This is a genomic window from Pseudomonas sp. OG7 (genome assembly GCF_014192825.1).
GTDB lineage: Bacteria > Pseudomonadota > Gammaproteobacteria > Pseudomonadales > Pseudomonadaceae > Aquipseudomonas > Aquipseudomonas monteilii.
Genome location: NZ_JACHYK010000003.1, coordinates 114,902 through 139,733, shown reverse-complemented (window position 1 = coordinate 139,733; position 24,832 = coordinate 114,902). Strand labels below are relative to the sequence as shown.

Annotated in this window: 17 protein-coding genes; 11 read left to right on the top strand and 6 right to left on the bottom strand. The window is 61.3% G+C overall.

The genetic code is table 11. From position 1 onward, the window contains the following. Nucleotides 1-59: 59 nt before the first annotated feature. The 3 genes from guaB (at nt 60) to FHW75_RS08765 (ending at nt 7,950) form a co-directional block, all read left to right on the top strand. Entirely contained in the window at nt 60-1,529 is a 1,470-nt protein-coding gene (gene guaB, locus FHW75_RS08775) for an IMP dehydrogenase (RefSeq protein ID WP_016713074.1), read from the top strand. 78 nt (nt 1,530-1,607) lie between these two features. After that, nucleotides 1,608-3,185 (top strand): glutamine-hydrolyzing GMP synthase, encoded by a 1,578-nt coding sequence (gene guaA / locus FHW75_RS08770; RefSeq protein ID WP_016713073.1) that lies wholly within the window; start codon nt 1,608-1,610, stop codon nt 3,183-3,185. 142 nt (nt 3,186-3,327) lie between these two features. Beyond that, on the top strand, nt 3,328-7,950 hold the full coding sequence (locus FHW75_RS08765; RefSeq protein WP_177408880.1) for an ATP-binding protein: 4,623 nt from the start codon (nt 3,328-3,330) through the stop codon (nt 7,948-7,950). Between the two features lie 350 nt (nt 7,951-8,300). Here the strand turns inward: FHW75_RS08765 and FHW75_RS08760 are convergent, their stop codons facing one another. Beyond that, nucleotides 8,301-8,756: a GNAT family N-acetyltransferase gene (locus tag FHW75_RS08760; protein ID WP_029380258.1), complete on the bottom strand. Its 456-nt coding sequence runs from the start codon at nt 8,754-8,756 to the stop codon at nt 8,301-8,303. Between the two features lie 209 nt (nt 8,757-8,965). On the opposite strand from FHW75_RS08760, the gene FHW75_RS08755 reads away from it, so the two are divergent. Then, nucleotides 8,966-10,348 (top strand): multicopper oxidase family protein, encoded by a 1,383-nt coding sequence (locus tag FHW75_RS08755; RefSeq protein ID WP_183673503.1) that lies wholly within the window; start codon nt 8,966-8,968, stop codon nt 10,346-10,348. Next, nucleotides 10,348-10,827, top strand: coding sequence for a tRNA adenosine(34) deaminase TadA (gene tadA, locus FHW75_RS08750; RefSeq protein WP_016713031.1), 480 nt, complete (start codon nt 10,348-10,350; stop codon nt 10,825-10,827). The genes FHW75_RS08755 and tadA overlap by 1 nt, the downstream gene beginning before the upstream one ends. An 11-nt stretch (nt 10,828-10,838) precedes the next feature. Here tadA and mltF read toward each other — a convergent pair whose 3' ends face one another. Then, complete coding sequence (mltF, locus tag FHW75_RS08745; RefSeq protein WP_019098095.1) at nt 10,839-12,296, bottom strand: membrane-bound lytic murein transglycosylase MltF; 1,458 nt, start codon at nt 12,294-12,296, stop codon at nt 10,839-10,841. A 335-nt stretch (nt 12,297-12,631) separates the two neighbouring features. Between mltF and purL the strand changes: the two genes are divergently transcribed. Beyond that, nucleotides 12,632-16,531 (top strand): phosphoribosylformylglycinamidine synthase, encoded by a 3,900-nt coding sequence (gene purL / locus FHW75_RS08740; RefSeq protein WP_016713029.1) that lies wholly within the window; start codon nt 12,632-12,634, stop codon nt 16,529-16,531. Nucleotides 16,532-16,534: 3 nt separating this feature from the next. Further along, the gene (locus FHW75_RS08735; protein WP_183673501.1) at nt 16,535-16,846 is read left to right on the top strand and encodes an NGG1p interacting factor NIF3; all 312 of its coding nucleotides are present in this window, start codon (nt 16,535-16,537) and stop codon (nt 16,844-16,846) included. A gap of 41 nt (nt 16,847-16,887) precedes the next feature. On the opposite strand, the gene tatC is transcribed toward FHW75_RS08735, so the two are convergent. Genes tatC through tatA form a run of 3 tightly spaced genes read right to left on the bottom strand, consistent with a single transcriptional unit; the run spans nt 16,888 to nt 18,169 of the window. Next, complete coding sequence (gene tatC / locus FHW75_RS08730; RefSeq protein ID WP_019098097.1) at nt 16,888-17,649, bottom strand: twin-arginine translocase subunit TatC; 762 nt, start codon at nt 17,647-17,649, stop codon at nt 16,888-16,890. Continuing rightward, nucleotides 17,646-17,936 (bottom strand): Sec-independent protein translocase protein TatB, encoded by a 291-nt coding sequence (gene tatB, locus FHW75_RS08725; protein ID WP_025753758.1) that lies wholly within the window; start codon nt 17,934-17,936, stop codon nt 17,646-17,648. Before tatB ends, tatC begins: the two co-directional genes overlap by 4 nt. Beyond that, nucleotides 17,936-18,169: a twin-arginine translocase TatA/TatE family subunit gene (tatA, locus tag FHW75_RS08720; RefSeq protein WP_025753757.1), complete on the bottom strand. Its 234-nt coding sequence runs from the start codon at nt 18,167-18,169 to the stop codon at nt 17,936-17,938. Before tatA ends, tatB begins: the two co-directional genes overlap by 1 nt. 145 nt (nt 18,170-18,314) lie before the next feature. Here tatA and gspK point away from each other — a divergent pair, with 145 nt between their 5' ends. Together gspK and FHW75_RS26990 are read left to right on the top strand one after the other, a co-directional pair. Continuing rightward, a complete protein-coding gene (gene gspK, locus FHW75_RS08715) occupies nt 18,315-19,280 on the top strand; it encodes a type II secretion system minor pseudopilin GspK (protein ID WP_016713024.1) in 966 nt (321 codons plus the stop codon). Nucleotides 19,281-19,467: 187 nt separating this feature from the next. Further along, nucleotides 19,468-20,250: an RHS repeat-associated core domain-containing protein gene (locus tag FHW75_RS26990; RefSeq protein ID WP_311648606.1), complete on the top strand. Its 783-nt coding sequence runs from the start codon at nt 19,468-19,470 to the stop codon at nt 20,248-20,250. Between the two features lie 219 nt (nt 20,251-20,469). Here the strand turns inward: FHW75_RS26990 and FHW75_RS08705 are convergent, their stop codons facing one another. Then, on the bottom strand, nt 20,470-22,545 hold the full coding sequence (locus FHW75_RS08705) for a PhoX family phosphatase (RefSeq protein WP_161989703.1): 2,076 nt from the start codon (nt 22,543-22,545) through the stop codon (nt 20,470-20,472). A gap of 224 nt (nt 22,546-22,769) precedes the next feature. On the opposite strand from FHW75_RS08705, the gene FHW75_RS08700 reads away from it, so the two are divergent. Together FHW75_RS08700 and FHW75_RS08695 are read left to right on the top strand one after the other, a co-directional pair. After that, a complete protein-coding gene (locus tag FHW75_RS08700; RefSeq protein ID WP_027609557.1) occupies nt 22,770-24,410 on the top strand; it encodes a hypothetical protein in 1,641 nt (546 codons plus the stop codon). Then, a complete protein-coding gene (locus tag FHW75_RS08695) occupies nt 24,407-24,832 on the top strand; it encodes a general secretion pathway protein GspB (RefSeq protein ID WP_161989705.1) in 426 nt (141 codons plus the stop codon). The genes FHW75_RS08700 and FHW75_RS08695 overlap by 4 nt, the downstream gene beginning before the upstream one ends.

The window sequence follows — 24,832 nt, the reverse complement described above, 5'->3', positions numbered from 1 at the left end:
GCGCGCCGTGCATGAGTATAATGGCGCGCTTCCATTTTTCCCGCCCGGGAGCCCCCGCGATGCTGCGTATCAGCCAAGAAGCCCTGACCTTCGACGATATCCTCCTTGTACCTGGTTATTCCGAGGTACTGCCCAATGAAGTCAGTCTCAAGACCCGTTTGACCCGTGGCATCGAGCTGAACATTCCGCTGGTTTCCGCCGCCATGGATACCGTGACCGAAGCGCGCCTGGCCATTGCCATGGCCCAGGAAGGCGGTATCGGCATCATCCACAAGAACATGACCATCGAACAGCAGGCCGGCGAAGTGCGCAAGGTCAAGAAGTTCGAGGCTGGCGTGGTCAAGGACCCGATCACCATCGACGCCGACGCCACCGTGCGCGACTTGTTCGACCTGACCCGCCTGAACAACATCTCCGGCGTACCGGTGCTGGCGAACGGTGACCTGGTCGGCATCGTCACTTCCCGTGACGTGCGCTTCGAAACCCGCCTGGACGCCAAGGTCCGCGACGTGATGACGCCAAAAGAGCGTCTGGTCACCGTCCGCGAAGGCGCCGACAAGAACGAAGTGCGCGAGCTGCTGCACAAGCACCGCCTGGAAAAGGTCCTGATCGTTGACGACAAGTTCAACCTCAAGGGCATGATGACCGTCAAGGACATCGAAAAAGCCAAGGCCTACCCGCTGGCCAGCAAGGACGACCAAGGTCGTCTGCGCGTTGGCGCTGCGGTCGGCACCGGCAAGGACACCGGCGAGCGCGTTGCCGCCCTGGTTGCCGCTGGCGTTGACGTGGTGGTTGTCGACACCGCCCACGGTCACTCCAAAGGCGTGATCGACCGCGTTCGCTGGGTAAAAGAAACCTACCCGCAAGTGCAGGTCATCGGCGGCAACATCGCCACCGGCGCCGCTGCCAAGGCCCTGGCCGAAGCGGGCGCTGACGCCGTCAAGGTCGGTATCGGCCCAGGCTCCATCTGCACCACCCGTATCGTTGCCGGTGTCGGCGTGCCGCAAATCAGCGCCATCGCCAACGTTGCCGCCGCACTGGAAGGCACTGGCGTGCCACTGATCGCCGACGGCGGTATCCGCTTCTCCGGTGACCTGTCCAAGGCCATCGTTGCCGGTGCTTCCTGCGTGATGATGGGTTCGATGTTCGCCGGTACCGAAGAGGCTCCGGGTGAAGTCGAGCTGTTCCAGGGCCGTTCTTACAAGGCCTACCGTGGCATGGGCTCGCTGGGTGCCATGGCACAGGCGCAAGGCTCGTCCGACCGTTACTTCCAGGACTCCTCGGCCGGCGCCGAGAAGCTGGTACCGGAAGGCATCGAAGGCCGCGTACCTTACAAAGGCGCCCTGGCCGCGATCATCCACCAGCTGATGGGCGGCCTGCGTTCGTCCATGGGCTACACCGGCAGCGCAACCATCGAAGAGATGCGCACCAAGCCGGAATTCGTGCGTATCACCGGTGCCGGCATGGCCGAGTCCCACGTGCATGACGTGCAGATCACCAAAGAAGCCCCTAACTACCGTGTAGGCTAAGGCTTCCAGCAATATAAGCATGCGGGGCTGTCACGACAGCCCCGCGTCGTTTCCGATTTCCACTGACGAGATTGAGTCATGGCCCTCGACATTCACGCTCACCGCATCCTGATCCTCGATTTCGGTTCCCAGTACACCCAGCTGATCGCCCGCCGCGTGCGCGAAATCGGCGTGTACTGCGAACTGCACCCGTTCGACATGGACGATGAAGCGATCCGCGAATTCAACCCGCGCGGCATCATCCTCGCCGGCGGCCCCGAGTCGGTCCACGAAGCCAACAGCCCACGCGCTCCGCAGGCCGTGTTCGACCTGAACGTACCGGTGCTGGGCATCTGCTACGGCATGCAGACCATGGCCGAGCAGATGGGCGGCAAGGTAGAAGGTTCTGACCTGCGTGAATTCGGTTATGCCCGCGTAGACGTGGTCGGCAAGAGCCGCCTGCTCGACGGCATCGAAGACCACGTTGACGGCGACGGCGTACTGGGCCTGGACGTGTGGATGAGCCACGGCGACAAGGTTACCCAGATGCCGGGCAACTTCCACGTGCTGGCCAGCACCCCAAGCTGCCCGATCGCCGGCATGTTCGACGATTCCCGTGGCTATTACGGCGTGCAGTTCCACCCGGAAGTGACCCACACCAAGCAAGGCGGTCGCATCCTGTCCCGCTTCGTGCAGGACATCTGCGGCTGTGAAGCCCTGTGGACGCCTTCCAACATTGTTGAAGACGCCATCGCCCAGGTGCGTGAGCAAGTCGGTTCGGCCAACGTCCTGCTGGGCCTGTCCGGCGGCGTCGACAGCTCGGTGGTTGCCGCGCTGCTGCACCGGGCCATCGGCGACCAGCTGACCTGCGTATTCGTCGACAACGGCCTGCTGCGCCTGCACGAAGGCGACCAGGTGATGGCCATGTTCAAAGAGAACATGGGCGTCAAAGTGATCCGCGCCGATGCTGAAAAGCAGTTCCTCGATAACCTGGAAGGCGAAGCCGACCCGGAGAAGAAGCGCAAGATCATCGGCCGTACCTTCATCGACATCTTCGATGCCGAAGCCAGCAAACTGGAAAACATCCAGTTCCTCGCTCAGGGCACCATCTACCCGGACGTGATCGAGTCGGCTGGCGCCAAGAGCGGCAAGGCCCACGTGATCAAGTCGCACCACAACGTGGGCGGCCTGCCGGAGGAAATGAACCTCAAGCTGGTCGAGCCGCTGCGTGAGCTGTTCAAGGACGAAGTGCGCAAGATCGGCCTGGAACTGGGCCTGCCGTACGACATGGTCTACCGCCACCCGTTCCCGGGCCCGGGCCTGGGCGTGCGCATTCTGGGTGAAGTGAAGAAGGAATACGCCGACATCCTGCGTCGCGCCGACCACATCTTCATCGAAGAACTGCGCAAGGCCGACTGGTACCACAAGACCAGCCAGGCGTTCGTGGTGTTCCAGCCGGTCAAGTCGGTTGGCGTCGTTGGCGACGGCCGTCGCTACGCCTGGGTCGTGGCCCTGCGTGCCGTCGAGACCGTGGACTTCATGACCGCGCGCTGGGCACACCTGCCGTACGAACTGCTGGAAACCGTCAGCGGCCGTATCATCAACGAAATCGACGGTATCTCCCGCGTTACCTACGACGTGTCGAGCAAGCCGCCGGCGACTATCGAGTGGGAATGATCCCCGCGTGGTATGAAAGAACCGGCTTTTGCCGGTTTTTTCATGCCCGAACGAATGGTTTATTCTCTCGATTGAAAGAGCGCATTGTGTTGGTGCCAGCTCTCTGTCGGTAGCTGGGTATCGTCAAGCACGGAAGGCTAGAATGAAAGTCCTCACAGATGATGAGATTAGCGTTGCGTATGCTCACGTAGAAGCCGTAGACGAAGGGCGCGTAGGACCAGATAGAGCAAATTATCTTGCGTTAACGGACGCTGATTTTGAGCTTCTGTTGTACAGCCTCTATCGAGGACATACATCTGATTTGTCGTGGTACAGCAATGCTCGCTTGATGGTCACGGGCGCTGATCAAGGGCGGGATGTTTGGCTCACGAAGGATGAGAGGGCAGTTGGGCTTATTCAGTGCAAAAAGGTTAAGTCCGGTTTTACCCGGCCGGACACGCTCCGTGAGGTAATCAAGTTTCTTCTAAATGCTATACTTGAGCCCGCACTTATGCCGGAATCGGCCGGCTTTCGATTTATTCTTGCCCTTGCTTCAGATCCTGCCAGCACTACAATCGATTTTTTCGATGCGCCACAGACTTGGCTAACTGCCAATGAAACAAAGCTTTTAGGTCTGACTGCCGACGTCATTAAAAAGTATGAAGCATTCTCGATGCTGAAGATCGAGGCTGTCATGCCAGGCATCAGGGCTGCCCTGAAGAACCTGAAATATGAGCTTCTTAGACCAGTCGACCTCGATGCGTTACTGGAGTGTATCCCTGCTGTCCGTCAACGGTTTTTCAAAGTTCAACTTGTCGTGGCTGTGGAGGATGCCGAAGCCATGATTAAGGCTCGGTTCGCTGCAGTTGGCTTGGTCTCAAAGACCACACAAAAATTTACCAGAGCTGATGTTGAGGAAGACATAACACGGGGGTCGCGCGGTCTGGCCGACTGGCCTCAACTGATTTGGGGGCAGCATATAGAGCGACCAGAGTTTGACGATCTGATCCACCGGATCAATCGGCATCCTGCAGGCTCTACGCTAGTCGTCGGAGGAGCAGGGACTGGGAAGTCAGCACTTCTCGCTGAGCTGTATTGTGCCCTCAAGGCCCGCGGCGAGATTGTGCTAGCGATAAAGGCCGACATGCTTAGCCCTAATATTGTGAATTTCGCCGACCTCGCTCGCGATCTTGGTATGTCAGGTGATATCGAGCAGGAGCTTCTCTCGCTTGCGGTTGAAGCCCCGGTTGTGCTCATCATTGATCAGCTTGACGCTGTCAGTGAAGTGATGGACCAGAGTTCACAGCGCATGCAGGTCTTACTTCGTCTTGCGTCTCGGCTACAGGAGGTACAGAGTCAAGAGGGCAATAAACTTCCAATTCATGTTATCGTTTCTTCGCGACCATTTGAGGCGAAGTTCGACGCTCGATTTAAGTTGCTTGATGCGGATGAGTTACTACTTACTCTGCCTCCGTTCGAGCGGGTATCCACACTGCTAGGTGAGCTCGGTATCGACTCCACTGTCGTGCCGGATAGTCTCAAAGAGGCGCTGCGTACACCTTTTGCTCTCGGTATATACGTTGATCTTGCAAAATCTGGTTTGAATCCTGCGGATTTTACAGCAGCAAACTTACTTGATCGATGGCTCGACAAAAAACTACCTGTAGGGGCCGCGCGTGCTTCATGTCTGGCGTTCTTGCGCCAACTCGCAGCTGACATGACGCAGTATGAGAGCCTCTGGCGGCCGGCCGCTTACTATGACCCTGACTCCAGCGAGATGCTGCGTTGGGCCGAGTCGATTGGCATCGTCATCCGTGAAGACGCCAGTATCGGATTCAGTCATCAGTCATGGCTCGATGATTTCCAGGCTAAGACACTCCGAACCGCACAAGAGTTGGCTGATTACGCATGGAGTCGCCAAGAAGGGTTATTTGCGCGGGGAACAGTCTTGCGCGGCCTTGAGCACATGCGAAGGGTTGATATGACTTCCTATGAGGTGTCTATTCGCTTGTTGCTACCAAACCCCAAGACACGCAGACATTTGCGCCATCTTGTGGCCGATTTTTTGGCGAGTGCTGATGATCCGAGCGCAAGTGATATTGCTTGGGTCGATTGGATGGCGCGTAACGATCATGCACTTGCGAATCGGGCATTCAGGCAGCTAGCGATAAGATGGCCGTGCTGGAGGTCAGGTGTGCTGCCGCTTCTTCCTTTTCTTCTACAGGACGAAAAGCATCGCTGGAATGCGACCATGCTGCTCGTCCAAGAAGTTGCTGAAGACTCGAGCCAAGTTATGGATCTGGTCGACCGCTACTGGTCGGATGCTTCACATGACGGAGACGTGTTTAGTCTCTTTGAGCGTTCTGGTATTGCGACCGACCGTGCAATCGCCCATGTCCGTACGATACTCAATCGAACGACGTTGGCAGATTGGGCGATATCCCATTACGCCAAGACTTTGCATGAGAACGGCAATACCAGCGTTGCTTTGGATCTCATCTCATTTTGGGCTGAGTTGCAGTCTGCGGATCGGCACATTGGCATCAGGGTTTATGGTGTTGAAAAGATTGCGGCAGCCGCACCGCTCTATTGTGCCGAACGGCTCCTGCCTTGGTTTGTCGGGGTGGCATCGCGAGAAGTTAGTGGTGGACGGCCCGGGCATCGGTATCCGCAATCGATATCTGTTCCATACAATTGGAAATATGACTCTGGCGAGGGGCATTTGACGCAGCTTCTGCGAAGTGTGCTCGAAGAGTCAGCGGTTTCTGACCCGCAAGGTGCGCGCACCTTGCTTGCTACTGCTGTTGCTGTGGAAATTGACGAGGTCCAATCGCTAGTGGCCGATACCCTGGCGGCGAACTCGGCTGTATTTGCTGAGTATGCGTTCTCGTTTCTCCTGGCCGATGAGCGGCGTCTTCATCTAGGTAGCGACACGTTCGACGATGAAAGTAGTGTCGGCCATGTGATCTGCGGATGGTCGTCAAGCACACTGATTGCCCAGATCACTCCCTACCTCTCTCTCGCTGATATTGAGCGGATGCGCGATTACATCGAGTCTTGGGAGCCTTGGGGGGGAGAATTACAGGAAGAGCGAGATCCTACCCAGCGAAGGCAATTGCTCCGTTGGTCTGATGAGCGGAGGTTGCGTTTACTTGCCGAACTACCTGTGCAAGTGCTGACGCCCCGTCGTCGTAGGCAAGTTGAGGAGTGGCAGGTTGAACAGCCCACGCTAAAAGCAAAGCGTGGCGGTCGGAGGATGGCGCAATTAGTTGGATCCCCCATGAGCCACGATCAGATGGCGAAAGCCAGTGACGATGCGATTATCAAAATGTTCGATGCAGTAAATGACCATACTGGCCGCCATGAGCACCCGAAACACTGGCTGAAGGGCGGCGTTACTGAGTTGTCTCGGGCTTTTGCCGCGTTTGCGAAGTCGTTTCCAGATCGTGTTCTTCGAATCATTCCGCGTTTACAACCGGGTCTACACGAGCAGGTTACGGGCGCCGCGATTAGGGAGTTGTCGGCGGTTGAGGCTGTTGACGCTCAGACACAAAAAGCTTTGATTTGGGATGCCCAATCCCGTGGCTTTTCGTCGACTAGCTTTCGCCACGATGTTGCCAGCGCCATGGAGGTACTCGCTAAACGCCTGAAAGGTCTTGAGGGTCGTGACATCGAGTTGCTCAAGGGCTGGCTGCAGCGCGACCCCAATGTGCTGGCAGCAGAAACAGTACGTAATGCCGAGTTAAACAGATCCAATCGTGAGCGGAATGAGAAACCAGATCAACGCCCTGAGGCCATGCTATTTGGCCGGGGCGGTGGGATGCATTTTCTCCCTCAGCGCAATTTCACGCTGCTGTCAGCGATCGCAGCGGGATATCTCCATCGTGACGGCGTGGATTGTGATGGTTGGCTCGAGGAGTTGGAACTACACGTTACTCATCCTGAAGATCCCGAGGTTTGGAGTGCGATCCTAATGTTCAGGTCGCATGAACTTTGGTGGGCAGACGCGGCAAGAGTGGGCGAACTGATTGAGGCGATCTGGCGGAGGTTTCCAGCGGCGTTTGAAGATGCAGCTGTAGTCCAGTCGTTGTGGCGCCTGCGCGTTCGCATGCATACGAGCCTAAAGCAGGAGATTGTCAACTTCTGGCTCAGTCATAGCGATCATAAGCTTAGGCAGATTGGTGGTGAGTTCTCTGCTGCTAGCGTAATTGTCGATAGCGCTGCTTCTTGTGGGATGGGCGAGATAGTCGAAGCGGTGATGGCCGGGGATGATATTTCTGCCAGGTCTGGCGTGCTATTTGCGGCTGCAGCGGGGTGGAGTGAACTTGATCTCGATATTCGGAGCCGCTCGCATGCCTACCTCATTTCTGTCGCTAGCATTGTCAGTGGGTTCGAGGCTCATGCTCTATCTACAGCTGTAGATCGTGGCGAGCGATTACCTCCCGATGAGATGACGCGAGCCCTGTTGGCTTCTGTTGCAGTAAATATTGATCTGCTTAGAGAATCGATGGGGCTGCTGTTTGTACGCTCGCTTCAGCACCTGTTGCTTTATCCAGGCTTTGAAATGCTGGTGCTTGAAATCGCAGAGGCTGCAACTGAGCTTGCACGTACATCGCCAGATAGGACCGTTGGAGGGTTGTACGACGGCGAATTTATAGGGCTTGTGATTGCACTTCAGCGTTCACCAATAGAGATCAAAACTCGTGCGATGACGGTCTACGAGCGCCTGCTTGACGCCGAGGTTCACGGCGCTGAGGACGCTGCAGCATTTGCGCTGCGCCGTTAAGGCCCAAGCCGTATCCGCTCAACCTGTCCGCTTCCTGGCCTCTCATAGCTTGGATGAGACGATATCCCTATCGGTCGCCCGATTCGATTATGGGCTGATGTTCTCCGGATTCCAGTGTTGATGCGGCAGTTTTTACTGGCGTTGCCCTAGGAAGGTGTTCCTAGCGATATCACCCTCAAGAGGAGTTTCCAGTATGGTATTTTTCATGGTTTCGAAATAGAATTTTCTTTGAATAGTGCGGTTCCAATGGTTCTTATGTGCCTATTGATAATAGAGTTGGAATGATCCCGCACCAATAGCCGGAAACACCCAAAAGCCCGCTTGAATGCGGGCTTTTGCATTTTTTAGCGCTACATCGAACCGAGCTGCAGGATCTCGTCTCCCGCTTCATCCTGCTCACCTGTCGGTTTCCAGCCCAGATGACGATAGAAGCCATATGAGCGTACGTTCGGGTCGCTGGAGCAAGCCAGGAAGGGGTGTTCGAACCCCAGTTCCCGCAGCTGATCGACAACCATCTGAAGCAAACGCTTGCCGGTTCCCTGGCCCTCGTATGCGGGTAGCAGGGCAAGTACGGTGACCTCGCCGCTGTCCTTGTCGGCGAAGCAGTAGCCGACTATCTCATCAGCATTGCAAGCCACGAACCCAGGGGAGCCCCCGTCGCGAATGCCGCTGCTCCAGGTGTCGACGGTGATGCCCAGGGCGCGCAGGTCCTCTTCCGTGAACGCGTTCTCCCTGGTCTGGGCCCGGATGGCTATACAGGTTGCGGCGTCTTCGGGTACTGCAGGGCGAAAGGTAATGGCTGCCATGATGTCGGCCTTGCTGAATAAAAAAACCATTGTGCGTGTACAGCGGTTTGCGAATCTGTAAACAAGCGTAAACACCAGGGACAGGGTGGCTTAGGCCATTGAAACAACACTTCACTTAATCTTTCCTATTTGCAGGTGTATCGTATTCGCCCTTCATCGCCAGCCGCTGCTGGCAGCTTGATTGCGCAGAACACGAGGTACCCGCACCGATGTCCTTCACCCGTCGACAAATGCTCAAGGGCCTGACTGGCCTGGTTGTGGTTGGCCTGGGCGCCGGTGGCGCGGCGCGTTACTGGCTGGGCAAGGTCGAAGACGAAAACGCCGGCCACGATTATGAGTTGATTGCAGCGCCGCTGGACGTCGAGCTGGTGCCGGGCTTCAAGACCGAGGCCTGGGCGTTCGGCCCGTCGGCGCCGGGTACCGAGCTTCGCGTGCGCCAGGGTACCTGGCTGCGGGTACGCTTCATCAACCACCTGCCGGTGGAAACCACCATTCACTGGCACGGCATTCGCCTGCCGCTGGAAATGGACGGTGTGCCCTACGTCTCGCAACTGCCGGTCAAGCCGGGCGAGTATTTTGACTACAAGTTCCGCGTGCCGGATGCCGGCAGCTACTGGTATCACCCGCATGTCAGCAGCTCCGAAGAGCTGGGGCGCGGTCTGGTCGGCCCGCTAATCGTCGAGGAGCGCGAGCCGACCGGTTTCCAGCATGAGCGCACCCTTAGCCTGAAGAACTGGCACGTGGACGAGCAGGGCGCCTGGCTGCCTTTCAGCATCCCGCGCGAGGCCGCGCGCAACGGCACCGCCGGGCGCTTGATCACCATCAATGGTCAGCCCGACTCGGTGATCGAGCTGCCGGCCGGCCACGTGGTGCGGGTGCGCCTGCTGAACCTGGACAACACCTGGACCTACCGCCTCAACCTCAAGGGCAACTGCGAGGCAAAAATCTATGCCCTCGACGGCAACCCGGTGACCCCGCGCCCATTGGAAGACGAGTACTGGCTCGGCCCCGGCATGCGTATCTGCCTGGCCATCCGTATTCCCGAGGCGGGTGAGGAGATTTCCCTGCGAGAGGGTTTCGTGCGCCTGGGCACCCTGCGTTCGGTGGCCAGCAACGACGTGCCGAGTGACTGGCCGCCAGCGCTGCCGCCCAACCCGATCGCCGAGCCGGACCTGGAGAATGCCGAAAAGCTCAACTTCAATTTCGAATGGGCGGCCAACGTCACTGTCACCCCTGACCCGGACAAACCGTCGAGCATGTGGCAGATCAACGGCCAGGCCTGGGACATCACCGACAAGACCTGCGCGGACCGCCCCATCGCCACGTTGCAGAAGGGCAAGAGCTACATCTTCGAGCTGAAGAACATGACCCAGTACCAGCACCCGATCCACCTGCACGGCATGAGCTTCAAGGTGATCGGCTCCAATCGCCACGACATCAAGGAGCCGTGGTTCACCGACACCTACCTGCTGGGCAAGAACGAACGCGCCCAGGTGGCGCTGGTGGCGGATAATCCGGGCACCTGGATGTTCCACTGCCACGTCATCGACCACATGGAAACCGGCCTGATGGCCGCGATCGCGGTGGTCTGATGCGCCCTCAGATCATCGATCGCAGCCGCGATCAGGAATTCATGCGCCTGGCACTGACACTGGCTGCGCAAGGCGCAAGCATGGGGGAAGTGCCGGTGGGGGCAGTGCTGGTGCAGCATGGCCAGGTGATCGGCCAGGGCTTCAACCGGCCGATCATCGACAGCGACCCCAGTGCGCATGCCGAGATGGTGGCCATCCGCGCAGCGGCGAAGTCTGCCAGTAATTACCGGCTGCCCGGCAGCACCCTTTACGTGACCCTGGAACCGTGCAGCATGTGTGCGGGGCTGATCGTGCATTCGCGGGTGATGCGCGTGGTGTTTGGCGCCCTGGAGCCCAAGGCGGGGATCGTGCAGAGCCAAGGGCAGTTTTTCGGGCAGGGGTTCCTGAACCATCGGGTGATGGTGGAAGGCGGGGTGCTGGCGGAGGAGTGCGGGCAGATCCTCAGTGATTTCTTCAAGGCTCGCCGGGCCAAGGCTTAACCTGTACAGGCTTACATGGGCGGCGACTGATCTGCCGGCTTGTCCTTGTTCACCCCAGGCACATGCAGGTTGCCCTCGGCCACCTGGCCTTCGAGCTGCGGCTGGGTCACCCAGGTGAGGATGTCGTAGTAACGGCGGATGTTGGCCACGAAGTGCACCGGCTCGCCACCCCGGGCGTAGCCGTACTTGGTTTGCCGATACCACTGCTTCTGCGACAGGCGCGGCAGCATCTTCTTCACGTCCAGCCACTTGTTCGGGTTGAGCTTCTCGCGCTTGGCCAGGGTACGGGCGTCTTCCAGGTGGCCGCTGCCGACGTTATAGGCAGCCAGGGCGAACCAGGTGCGGTCCGGCTCCTGAATGCTGTCGTCCAGCTCTTCCTTGATCTTCATGAAGTATTTGGCGCCACCCTGAATGCTCTGTTTCGGGTCCAGGCGGTTGGACACGCCCATGGCCTGGGCGGTGCGCTGGGTCAGCATCATCAGGCCGCGCACGCCGGTCTTGGAGGTGACCTCCGGCTGCCACATCGATTCCTGATAGCCGATAGCGGCCAGCAGGCGCCAGTCTACCTGCTCGACCTTGGCGTAGCTCTTGAAGTGCTTCTCGTACTTGGGCAGGCGTTGCTGCAGGTGCTGGGCGAAGGTGTAGGCGCCCACATAGCCCAACACGTCGACATGGCCGTAATAACGGTCTTTCAGGCGCTGCAGGGTGCCGTTCTTCTGCGCCTTGTCGAGAAATTCGTTGATCTCGTTGAGCAGGCTGTTGTCTTCGCCTGCGGCCACTGCCCAGCGCTGGTCACGGGTATCGCCCAGGTCGAAGGCAACCCGCACGTTGGGGAAGTACACCTGGTTCATCGCCAGCTCGTTGGAGTCGACCAAGGTCAGGTCGATCTGGCCTTCGTCGACCATGCGCAACAGGTCGACCACCTCGACGGCGTCGGACTCTTCGTATTGCAGGCCCGGGTACTGCTTCTTCAGTTCGGCCAGCTGGTCGGCATGGCTGCTGCCCTTGAGCACCATGATCTTCTTGCCGACCAGGCCCTTGGCGTCTGTGGGGCGCGGGCGGCCGTTGCGGTAGATGACCTGCGGGGTCACCTCCAGGTACGGGTGAGAGTATCTGACCTGTGCCTTGCGCCGCTCGCTGCTGACCAGGCCGGCAGCGGCCAGCACCGGGCCGGAGGGCTTGCCGAGGGCGTCGTACAGCTCGTCGAGGTTGTCGGCGGTCTCGATTTGCAGCTTTACGCCCAGATCTTCGGCGAAATGCTGAACCAGCTCGTATTCGAAGCCGGTTTCGCCGTTGCGGTCCTGGAAATAGGTGGCCGGGCTGTTGCGGGTGATGACGCGCAGCACGCCATCCTCCTTCACGCGCTCGAGGGTGCTGGGTTTTTCAACGCAGGCACCGAGCAGCAGAAAGAGTCCGGTTGCGAGAAGCCATTTGGCGCAACGCTGGCGCAAAGCAGTGTGGGCGAACATAGGTTGCAGTATACGCAAAGGACCGGTTCAACCATATCTCGACAACGGTTAGCTTGTCTGGTAGCGGTTTATGTGATGTGGGGGCGTGGCGGTGGATTGTGTTTGGGCCACCAAGTGCCTGCCGTGAGAGGTGTGGCGCCTGTGAGATCGAGCGCCGCCCGCGCGGCGCTCGATCTCACAGGCCATAAACCTCTTGAGGCGAGCACCCGAAATATTGACCCGAAAGTCCGGTTCCACCGCCCGGCAGCCGTGGCGTAGAGCGGGTGCCGAAAGCCATCGAATTAGGCTAGAATGCACGGCCTCTAAGCACACCCCTTCCTGAGGCTGTCCCGACGATGTTGATCCTGCGCGGCGCTCCTGCCCTTTCTGCCTTTCGCCACGGTAAATTACTCGAGCAACTGAGCCAGAAAGTCCCCGCTGTTACTGGTTTGTATGCCGAATTCGCCCACTTCGCCGATGTTGATGGCGAACTGACCGCCGACCAGCAGCAGGTGCTGGGCCGTCTGCTCAAGTACGGCCCGAGTGTGCCGGTACAGGAGCCGACCGGTCGCCTGTTCCTGGTCGTGCCGCGCCTGGGCACCATTTCGCCGTGGGCCAGCAAGGCCAGCGACATCGCCCACAACTGCGGCCTGCAGTCGATCCAGCGCCTTGAGCGCGGCATCGCTTACTACGTGGCCGGCACCCTGAGCGATGCTGACGCTGCATTGATCGCCGCCGAGCTGCACGACCGCATGACCCAGCGCGTGCTGGGCCAGCTGGAGCAGGCGGCCGACATGTTCAGCCACGCCCAGCCCAAGCCGATGACCTCGGTCGACATCCTGGCCGGTGGCCGCGACGCGCTGGCCAAGGCCAACATCGACCTGGGCCTGGCCCTGGCCGAAGACGAGATCGACTACCTGGTCAACGCTTTCCAGGGCCTCAAGCGCAACCCGAACGACATCGAACTGATGATGTTCGCCCAGGCCAACTCCGAGCACTGCCGCCACAAAATCTTCAACGCCAGTTGGGACATCGACGGCCAGGCTCAGGAAAAGAGCCTGTTCGGCATGATCAAGAACACCTACCAGATGCACAACGAAGGCGTGCTGTCCGCCTACAAGGACAACGCTTCGGTCATCGTCGGTAACGTGGCCGGCCGCTTCTTCCCGAACCCTGAAACCCGCCAGTACGGCGCAGTGCAGGAGCCGGTGCACATCCTGATGAAGGTGGAAACCCACAACCACCCGACCGCCATCGCCCCGTTCTCTGGTGCCTCCACCGGCTCCGGTGGTGAAATCCGCGACGAAGGTGCTACCGGCCGTGGCGCCAAGCCCAAGGCTGGCCTCACCGGCTTCACCGTGTCCAACCTGCGCATCCCGGGCTTCGAGCAGCCATGGGAGCAGCCTTACGGCAAGCCTGAGCGCATCGTCGACGCCCTCGACATCATGATCGAAGGCCCTCTGGGTGGCGCGGCGTTCAACAACGAATTCGGTCGCCCGGCCCTGACCGGTTACTTCCGTACCTTCGAGCAGGCCATCAACACCCCGCACGGCGAAGAAGTGCGCGGTTACCACAAGCCGATCATGCTCGCCGGTGGTATGGGCAACATCCGTGAAGACCACGTGCAGAAGGGTGAGATCACCGTCGGCGCCAAGCTGATCGTGCTCGGCGGCCCGGCCATGCTGATTGGCCTGGGCGGCGGCGCCGCTTCGTCGGTGGCGACCGGTGCCAGCTCGGCAGACCTGGACTTCGCCTCGGTACAGCGCGAAAACCCTGAAATGGAGCGCCGTTGCCAGGAAGTCATCGACCGCTGCTGGCAGTTGGGCGACGCCAACCCGATCGCCTTCATCCACGACGTTGGCGCCGGCGGTATCTCCAACGCCTTCCCTGAGCTGGTCAACGACGGTGGCCGTGGCGGCCGCTTCGAACTGCGTAACGTGCCCAACGACGAGCCGGGCATGGCCCCGCACGAAATCTGGAGCAACGAATCGCAAGAGCGTTACGTGCTGGCCGTCAGCGCCGTCGATTTCGAGCGCTTCAAGGCCATCTGCGAGCGCGAACGCTGCCCGTTCGCCGTAGTGGGTGAAGCGACTGAAGAGCAACACCTGACCGTCAGCGACAGCCACTTCGGCAACACCCCGGTGGACATGCCGCTGGACGTGCTGCTGGGCAAGCCCCCACGCATGCACCGTTCGGTTACCCGTGAAGCCGAGCTGGGCGATGACTTCGACCCGAGCAAGCTGGACCTGGACAACGCCGTCCAGCGCGTTCTTAGCCACCCGGCCGTGGCCAGCAAGAGCTTCCTGATCACCATCGGCGACCGCACCATCACCGGCCTGGTTGCCCGCGACCAGATGGTCGGCCCGTGGCAGGTACCGGTGGCCGACTGCGCCGTTACCGCCACCAGCTTCGACGTCTACACCGGTGAAGCCATGGCCATGGGCGAGCGTACTCCGCTGGCGCTGCTGGATGCCCCGGCGTCCGGCCGCATGGCCATCGGCGAAACCCTGACCAACCTGGCCGCTTCGCGCATCGAGAAGCTGTCCGACATCAAACTGTCGGCCAACTGGATGTCCGCCGCCGGCCACCCGGGTGAAGACGCCCGCCTGTACGACACCGTCAAGGCTGTCGGCATGGAGCTGTGCCCGGAGCTGGGTATCACCATTCCGGTCGGCAAAGACTCGATGTCGATGAAGACCAAATGGAGCGATGAGGGCGGCGAGAAGAGCGTTACCTCGCCAATGTCGCTGATCATCACCGGCTTCGCCCCGGTCACCGACATCCGTAAAACCCTGACCCCGCAACTGCGCATGGACAAGGGCGAGACCGACCTGATCCTGATCGACCTGGGCCGTGGCAAGAACCGCATGGGCGCCTCGATCCTGGCCCAGACCTACGGCAAGATCGCTGCCCAGGCACCGGACGTCGACGATGCTGAAGACCTCAAGGCCTTCTTCGCCGTGATCCAGGGCTTGAACGCCGACGGCCACCTGCTGGCCTACCACGACCGTTCCGATGGCGGCCTGGTCACCACCGTGCTGGAAATGGCCTTCGCCGGCCACTGCGGCCTCGACCTGCACCTCGACCCGCTGACCGACAGCAAGGGCGACGTGCCAGCCATCCTCTTCAACGAAGAGCTGGGCGCAGTCATCCAGGTTCGCCAGGATGCTACCCCTGACGTACTGGCACAGTTCAGCGCCGCTGGCCTGGGCGAAGGTTGCGTCGCGGTGATCGGCAAGCCGGTCAACAACGGTGAAGTGTCCATCAGCCTGAACGGCGAAGTGCTGTTCGACGATGACCGCCGCATGCTGCAGCGCCAGTGGGCTGAAACCAGCTACCAGATCCAGCGCCTGCGCGACAACGCCGACTGCGCGGACCAGGAATTCGACCTGCTGCTCGAGGAAGACAACCCGGGCCTGTCGGTAAAGCTGGGCTTCGACGTCAACGACGACATCGCCGCACCGTACATCAAGAAGGGCGTGCGCCCGCAAGTGGCCATCCTGCGCGAGCAGGGTGTCAACGGCCAGGTCGAGATGGCCGCAGCCTTCGACCGTGCCGGCTTCGCCGCCATCGACGTGCACATGAGCGACATCCTCGCGGGCCGTGTCGACTTCGAGGCCTTCAAGGGCCTGGTCGCCTGCGGGGGCTTCTCGTACGGTGACGTGCTGGGTGCCGGTGAAGGCTGGGCCAAGTCGGCGTTGTTCAACGCCCGTGCCCGTGACGCCTTCCAGGCCTTCTTCGAGCGTACCGACAGCTTCGCCCTGGGCGTGTGCAACGGTTGCCAGATGATGTCCAACCTGCACGAGCTGATCCCGGGCACCGAGTACTGGCCGCACTTCGTGCGTAACCGCTCGGAGCAGTTCGAAGCGCGTGTGGCCATGGTCGAGGTGCAGAAGTCCAACTCGATCTTCCTGCAGGGCATGGCCGGTTCGCGCATGCCGATCGCCATCGCCCACGGCGAAGGCCACGCCGAGTTCGCCAACGAAGCGGCACTGCTGGAAGCCGACGTGTCCGGTTGCGTGGCCCTGCGCTACGTCGACAACCACGGCAAGGTCACCGAAGCCTACCCGGCCAACCCGAACGGCTCGCCGCGTGGTATCACCGGCCTCACCAGCCGCGACGGCCGTGTGACCATCATGATGCCGCACCCGGAGCGTATGTTCCGCGCCGTGCAGAACTCGTGGCGCCCGGACGAGTGGCAGGAAGATGCCGCGCTGATGCGTATGTTCCGCAACGCACGGGTGTGGGTGAACTAAGGCGTGTACAAGCTCGCCTTTTTCGTCCCCGACAGCCATCTCGAAGTGGTCAAGGCCGCCGTGTTCGCCGCCGGTGGCGGGCGCATCGGTGACTATGACCACTGCGCTTGGCAAACCCTCGGCCAGGGCCAGTTCCGCCCGCTGGACGGCAGTCAGCCGTTCCTCGGGCAAGCCGGCCAGGTCGAGGTGGTGGAAGAGTGGAAGGTGGAGCTGGTGGTGACTGACGATCTGATATCTCAGGTCGTCGCTGCGCTCAAGCAGAGCCACCCGTACGAGACGCCAGCCTATGAAGCCTGGCGGCTCGCCGAGTTCTAGACCGCATCAAGGCCATTCGCGGGCACGCCCGCGAATAGGCCCTACACGCCAGCCACAATGTCCTTGCCAGGCACCGGCCGCTTCAACCAGCCACAAGCCAGCAACCCCACCTCGAACAACACCCACATCGGCACCGCCAGCATCGTCTGCGAAAACACATCCGGCGGCGTCAATATCATCCCCACCACAAAGCACCCGACAATCACGTAGGGCCTGCTGCGCCGCAACGTGGCCACATCGGCCAACCCCACCCAGACCACGATGAACGTCGCCACCGGGATCTCGAACGCCAGCCCGAACGCCAGGAACAGCGCCAGGATAAAGTCCAGGTACTGGCTGATGTCGGTCATCATCGCCACGCCGTCCGGCGTCACGCTGGCAAAAAAGCCGAACATCATCGGAAACACCAGGAAGAACGCGAAGGCCATGCCGGCATAGAACAGCACGATGCTCGACACCAGCAGCGGCAGGGCAATGCGCCGTTCACGGCGGTACAGCCCCGGCGCCAGAAAGCCCCAAGCCTGGTGCAGCAGCAGCGGCATGGCCACGAACAGCGCACACATCGCGGTCAGTTTGAACGGTGTCAGAAACGGCGAGGTGACGCTGGTAGCGATCATGCTCGCGCCTTCTGGCAAAAAGCGCCGCAGTGGTTCGGAAATGAGCGTGTACAGCGTTTGCGCAAAGGGGAACAGGCCGGCGAACACCAATGCCACCAGTGCCAGGCAACGCACCAGGCGTTTGCGCAGGTCGCGCAGGTGTTCGGTCAACGGCATGCTGGCCGCCGGGTCCATGGCAATACTCATGAGGCGTTTTCCTTGGGCTGGGCGACCGTGGCTGCATCATTGGCCGGCTCCGCGTTCAGGCTTATGCCTTGGCGGATCTCCTGCTCCAGGCGCTGTAATGGGGCGCTGTCGAGGTTCGGCATGTCGATTTCGCGTTCTACCTGCGTGCGCAAGGCGTGCATGGCCCGGCGCGCCTGGCCCAGTCCGCGCCCCAGGGTACGCGCCGCCACCGGCAGGCGTTCCGGGCCCAGCACCAGCAACGCGACGATGCCGACCAACAGCAACTCGCTGAAGCCTACCTCGAACATCAGGCCTGACGATCCGCTTGAGGCTGCTGTGTGGCCTGGCCGTTCAGCGGCGCCTGCTGCTGTACCTGAGCCTGGCCAGCGGCATTGACATCGTTGTCACCGCCCATGGACTTGCGAAAACCCTGGATCGCCTCACCCACATCGCTGCCCAGGCCCTTGAGGCGCTTGGTGCCAAACAGCAGGAATACGATCAGCAGTACGATCACCAGTTGCCAGATTCCAATGCCACCCATTGCGACCACTCCTGTAAGGTCATGAAAAGGAAGGCTAATCCTGCCTCGTGTAGATGACGTACACATGACGGACGGGCATTGCCATCTACCTGCAACACACCGCGTGTTGACTGGCGTCTTTATTCTGCGAGCGAGGCACGCACGGATGGGTGGCAGGCAACAGCGGGGGGCGGCCCTGTTGATGGTGATGGTGGTGCTGGCAATGTTGGCGGCGGGTATGGCCTGGCTGGTGGAAGACGGCCGGCGTCAGGTGGATGAAGTGCGCCTGTTGCACCAGCGGGTGCAAGCGCGGGCCATGGAGCAGGCCGGCCTGGCCTACGCCGAGCAAGCCCTGCGCGATCCCGCCTGGCGGCTTAGCCCATTGTTCTGGCAGGCCCTGCGTGGGCAGCCGTTGAACTATGACTTTGGCGCTGGCCAGGCGCAGTTGCGGGTGCGCGACCAGCACACCTGCTTCAACGTCAATGCGCTGCTAGGTGCTGATGGCGAGCGAGCCGAGCGTCAGTTGCGCTATTTGCTAGGCGACGACATGGCGGCTGAGCGGCTGGTCGATGCGCTGGCCGACTGGCTCGACGCCGATAGCGATACCCGCCTGCAAGGCGCCGAAAGCGCCCAGTACCTGCGTCAGCAGCCACCACGCCTGGCGGCCAACCAGCCGATGCTCGACACCAGCGAGCTGAACCTGCTGCTGGAGCCGGACGCCAGTCGGCAGGGCCGCTATCCGATGTTGTGTGCCTTGCCGCAGGTGACCGGTTGGCGCCTGAACGCCAATGCGCTTGGGCTGGAGCATTTGCCGCTGCTGGAGGCGTTATACGAAGGGCGCTATTCGCGCTCGTTGCTCAGCCGCATCATCAGCGGGCGGCCGGCGTCGGGGTATGTGGATGCAGGTGCCTTGCGTCAGGCGTTGGGGGCGGTGGATGACGAAACGTTCGAACGGCTGAGCGAAGGGTTGCTGCTGAACAGCGGGTATTTCCTGTTGCAGTTGTCGTTCGAGGAAGAGGGGCGGGCGATACGCAGCGAATTCCAGGTGGAGGCGTTGGGGGTGGTGCAATGGCATGCCCGGGTGCCGGCGCAGCAGGTGCGGGTGCGCAGCCGCGAGCCGATGGCTTGGTAGGGCTTGAGGTTGCCGGGGCTGCTGTGCAGCCTATTCGCTGGCAAGCCAGTCACATTCAGGAATTGCACGGTATTCAGAACCTGTGATCGTGAGCTGAAACCAGCAGCGTGTACTGATAATCTTGCTAGTTGCGCCTGGCCTCGGAAAGACCAAAACTTCAGCTCACCGTCTTGCGAGGCAAAACCCTGTGTCAGTAGCTCTGCGTGCCTATTGCCCTTACGGGCACCACCAAAACCAAGCTAGCTCGGCATTCATGCTTGGCTACAATGGTGAGCGAGAAGACTGCCGCTCCGGCACCTACGTGCTAGGCAATGGTTATCGGGCTTACAGCCCAGCCCTGAGGCGATTTCTTTCACCTGATGGCTGGAGTCCTTTTGGTGCTGGCGGGCCAAATGCTTATAGCTACTGCTCAGGAGATCCAGTCATGGGGCTGGATCCAAGTGGTCACGCGGATCTAAGTGGTCTGCGTAAAGTACCGCAAAAGCTATTGCAGCAATCACGAAGGGCAGAGGCACAAAGGGCTCCGCGGCAGACTGCAGAACAGCGTGTGGAGGCACTGCGTGCCAGACTACAACAGCGGCAACAAACACAAGCCCATATGCCAACACAACCTGTTAGGCAAACACTGAGAAACCCTATGGCTCAGCAGGGTACAGTGTATCTGGCTAACCGTCTTGCACCAGCGGGTAGTACAGCTCAACAGCTGCCATTGGCCAACGGGGCTCGAACTCCGCCCCGCCATGAAGCTGCGGGACTACAGCCACTTGACCTCGCTCAGGCAGAGTCTCTGTATCAGCAACTTATTGACATGAATCGGCACGAGCAAAACTTTAGTCAGAATCTTTCATATTTGGTAGAAGGCACCGAACAACGTCTGAGTTATGAGCGAGACATATCCAATATCAGAGCGCACGCAGACCAAATCCGCAGTCGACTTGGTGTTGACGCACTCAGCTGGTTCCACTTCTGAAGAAATGGTTGGTCGGTGATTGGGCAGTTTCCCGGGGGCCGGCGCAGCAGGTGCGGGTGCGCAGCCGCGAGCCGATGGCTTGGTAGGGCTTGAGGTTGCCGGGGCTGCTGTGCAGCCCATTCGCGGCACAAGGCCGCTCCTACAAGAGATCGCGTACCCACTGTAGGAGCGGCCTTGTGTCGCGAAAGGGCCGCAAAGCGGCCCCCGTGCACAGGTCGATCAGGCAGTCCCGATCTCCCCGCCATCAATACGCTGAATCACCACCGTCGAAGCCCGCGGCCGTACCGTAGTCCCAGCCGGCGTAGCGTCGGTCGCCTTGTCGGTATATGGCCAGTTCCCCGGGTGCTGAATGTTCACGAACAGCGTCTTGTTGTCCGGCGTAAAGGTAATCCCGGTCACCTCACATTCATTCGGCCCAACGAAGAAGCGGCGCAGGTCCACCTGGTTCTGCGCGTTCACCGGCACCTGCTTGCCGCTGGCGTCTACCAGGTCGGTGGGGATCACTGCCAGCAGCTGGTCGTTGGTGTAATCAGTGAGGGTGCTTTCACCGTTGTCAGTCTCGAACCACAGCACGCCACGGCTATCGAAGCTCATGCCGTCGGGGCTGGCGAACTGGTTCAGTTCGGTCAGGCCGGAACGGTTGATATCGGCAGTACCGGCTGCGTTGGCGCCGAACACGAAGATGTCCCAGGTGAAGCTCAACTGGTCGTCGCTGTCGTGCCAGCGAATGATGTGGCCATGGCGGTTCGGGCCGCGCGGGTTGGCCGCATCGACCTTTTCCGGGGTGCGCGCGCTGTTGTTGGTCAGGGTCAGGTATACATCGCCGTTCAGCGGGTTGACCGTGGTCCATTCCGGACGGTCCATCGGCGTTGCGCCCACGGCATCGCCGGCGCCACGGGTGTTCAGGATGATGCCTGGCAAGTCACCATACAGCGCACCCAGGGTGCTGCCGTTAGTGGTAGCGGTGTTCACATCCAGCAGCAGCCATACGCCGGTGCCGTCGGCATTGAAGCGGGCCACGTAGAGCTTGCCCTGGTCAAGGTACTTGGCACCGGTGGCCAGGCGGTCGGCCGGGTTGGCGTCGGCGGCGTCCCACACCGCGGTGGACACCCACTTGTAGAGGTACTCGTTGTTCGAGTCGTCACCCATGTACCACACCAGCGGCTTGCCGGCGACCGGCAGACCTGGGGCGCAGCCCTCGTGGCGGAAGCGGCCCAGTGCGGTGCGCTTGGTGGCCAGGGTGCTGCTGTTGTACGGGTCGATTTCGACGATGTAGCCGTAGGTGCTGGCTTCGTTGCGGTAGTCGTCGGTGGCGCTGGCGCCTTTGACGGTGACGTCGAAACGGGCGAACTCGTCGGCCACCTCGGTGCTGTCACCGGCAGCGGTTTCCCACTTGTACTGGCCGCTGGAGGTGCCCACGCCAATGCGGCGCTGGTCTTCGGGGCGGGTACCCTTGTTGACGAAGATACCCGGCCAGTTCTCTTCACAGGTCAGGTAGGTGCCCCACGGGGTGTAGCCGTTGCCGCAGTTGTTGTTGGTGCCACGGCAATGGGTGCCGGCGGTGGAGTACTTGGTCTTGACGTGGTCGGTGCCACGCAGCGGGCCGGTGATTTCCATGCGCGAGGCGGTGGTGAAGCGGCGGTTCAGCGGGTCGTTGTCGACCACCTGCCAGCGTCCGCCGATTTTCTGCAGGCGCACCACGCCAGCTCCGTGGGCGTTGATCTCCTTGCGCACTTCTTCGACCGGGCGCTTGCCGTTCACGTCGGTGGTGGGGCCGGCCGGGTGCAGGGCGGCGGTGTCGATGTATTCGAAGTTGATCGCCAGCAAGCCGTCTTCCGAGCTGCCGTTGATGGGGAAGAAGTGCATGCCGTCATGGTGCATGCCCATGGCATTGGCCTGGTCGGTCGAGGTGTTGCTGCCGTCGGACTTCCACGGGTTGCCATTGCTGTTGATGGGCGTACCCCACGGCGCCAGTACATAGGCGCTGTAGCCGGCGGCCACCACGCAGGCGTCGGTGCGTGAGCCCGGGATGGACTGGAAGCCCAGCGCCAGTTTCGGTACCTCTGGTTCGGTAACAGGCGGCTCGGTCACCGGTGGCTCGGTGACCGGATCATCGTGATCGGAACCACCACCGTCGAAGCAGCCTGTCAGGCCGGTACCGGCGATCATGGCGATGGCGGCGCCCAGGCTGCCGCGCATCACGCTGCGGCGGCTGAGGTAGGCGTCCATGACGTTGGCCATCGGCAGGTTGCCGCTTGGGTTCCGGTCCAGGTTGTCGCCGGTATCTCGACTCATCAGGGTGTCCTTATGTTGGCTGAGTTAGAGGAAACCGCGACTTTAGTGCGCAAATATGATGATTCATTGGCAGAAATGTTAACGGCGTTTTAAAACGGCCCGCTCTTAGAACATACGCTGACAGATCGATTTGGAATGATTGTCGGAATTCTGCCATCAAACTGTAATGCCAACGCCGCAACATCCGGAGCCCTGAATGAACATGGATAAGGATGGCGGGTTCGATGGCAAGCAGCATGCACAGGCGCGAAGTGATCAGCTGGATGGGTGTCGGGGCCATGGCCCCGCTGCTCGGCGCCTGTTCTGCTTTCCCGGTACAGCAGGGCGGCAACGCCCACCTCGACCTGCTGTACGTGGCCGATACCCTCGATGCCCGCCAACCCGGCCAGGCGGTGGTGCCGGCGACTCGCCTGGGGCCGGTCAGCCACCTGGGCCGCGCGCCTTGGATGACCGGCAGCAGCGCCAGCCTGGCCTACCCGCAACTGGCGCCGTTGCTCGATGCCAGCCAGGCAAGTGCAGCCCAGCTGGGCGGTTTTGCCGTGCTGGCGGCGCTGCTGGAACAACTGCGGGGGGAGGCCGGTGCAGGTAACAGCCTGACCCTGGAAAACGGCCAGGGCTGGAATGGCAGTGGGCTGGCCTACCTGACTCAAGGCGAAAGTGGCGTTCAAGGCAGCCAGTTGCTGGGCAGTGAGGTGCGTGTCAGCAGCGATGAACGCGTGCTGTGGCCGCAGCGTAGCCATGGGCTGTATCGCCAGGCTAGCGCCATTACCTTGGGCGCCGGGCTGGCGGACGCGCAACGTCAGGCACTGGGGCTGGAGGCTTTGCACGTCTTCGAGCGCGGCGGTGCCCGCGTTGCCGTGGTCGGCGTGACCGACCCTTATGCCCAGGACCAGAAAGCCTCCCTGAAACTGTGGTACCAATCATTACAACCCGTGTTCGAGCAAGCCCGGCGCGAAGCCGACCTGGTGGTAGCCATGGCCGACGTCGGCACAGGCCCTGGCTTGTGGCTGGCCGAGCGGGTGCCGCAAATCGACGTGTTGTTGTGCGCCCGTGGCCAGGACCTGTGGCCGGCGCCGGTCGAGGTCACCCAGGCGAGTGGCCGGCGCGTGCCGGTGTTGTTCGCCGGCTGTCGGGGCAGCGGCGTCTTCCGCCTGCGTTGTCAGCGAATGGCTGGCGCATGGCAATTCGATGGGCGTTTCTTCCCGGCGTTCGAACAGCAACTGTCACCCGCCGCGCAACTGCGGGTGGGGCAGCTCCAGGCTACCTTGCGCCAGCAACGCGCCGGCCATGCGGCCTGGCTCGACCAACCGCTGGCCCGTGCGCCACAGGCTTTGTGGCGCCGCGACACCCGTGGCGGCAGTTGGGACCGCTTGCTGCATCAAGCGTTGGCCGATGACAGCAGCATGCCCGTGCTGCTGCCGGGCCTGCGCTATGACTACCCGCTGCCCGCGGGTGCCCCCATTACCCGCGAACACCTGATCAGCCTGACCGGTGGCTACCCGGCCCCGGTGGTCGAAGCGCCGGCCCGGCAGGTGGAGCAAGTACTGGAGAACGCCGCAGAGCAACTGTTCGGCGACCCGCTACTGCTGGACAACAGCCAAGACCTGCCACGCTGGCAGAGCCAGGCCTGGGGGGTCAGCTACAGCCCGCAAGGCAAGCGCATCACCGGGCTGGAGCCGGTGCAGGGCCTGTGCCGCACTTTTGGCCTGCAGTTTGAAAGCCAGGCGGGCGAGCCCCTGTGGCAGCGGGTTGAAGCCTGGCTTGCCCGTCAGGCACCCGGCTGGCAACTGGTGCCGTTGCAATGGCCAGACGTGCGCTATGTGCAGGGGCACCCGGGCTGGCACCCACGGCAGTTGGCTTCGTGACGTTGGCTTCGCGCCTGCTCTCGTGCGCAGGCCTGACCTTGGCAGGCTGGCTGGCCGCCCAGTGCGTGCTGCAACTGAGCCGCCAGCCACAACCGGCGACAGCACCTGCGGTGGCTGTCGCTCCGTTGCCTGGGCTGATGGTCGGTCACTGGCAGGCGCCCATCGACGACGGTGCAATCGCCGTTACCCGCCTGCCACTGCAATACCTCGGGGGCCTGAAGGCTGAGCCACTGGCCTCCAGCGTGGTGGTGCTGCGCTACGGCGAGCAAGTACGCACGCTGGCGCGTGGCCAACGCTTGGCGCCGGGGATCGTGCTGCAGGACATCGACAGTGATGGCCTGATTTTCAACAACCAGGGGCGGCGCGAACGCCTGCCCTGGCCGCCACGCCCCGCCGTGACCGGCTTCAAGCGGCAAGGATGA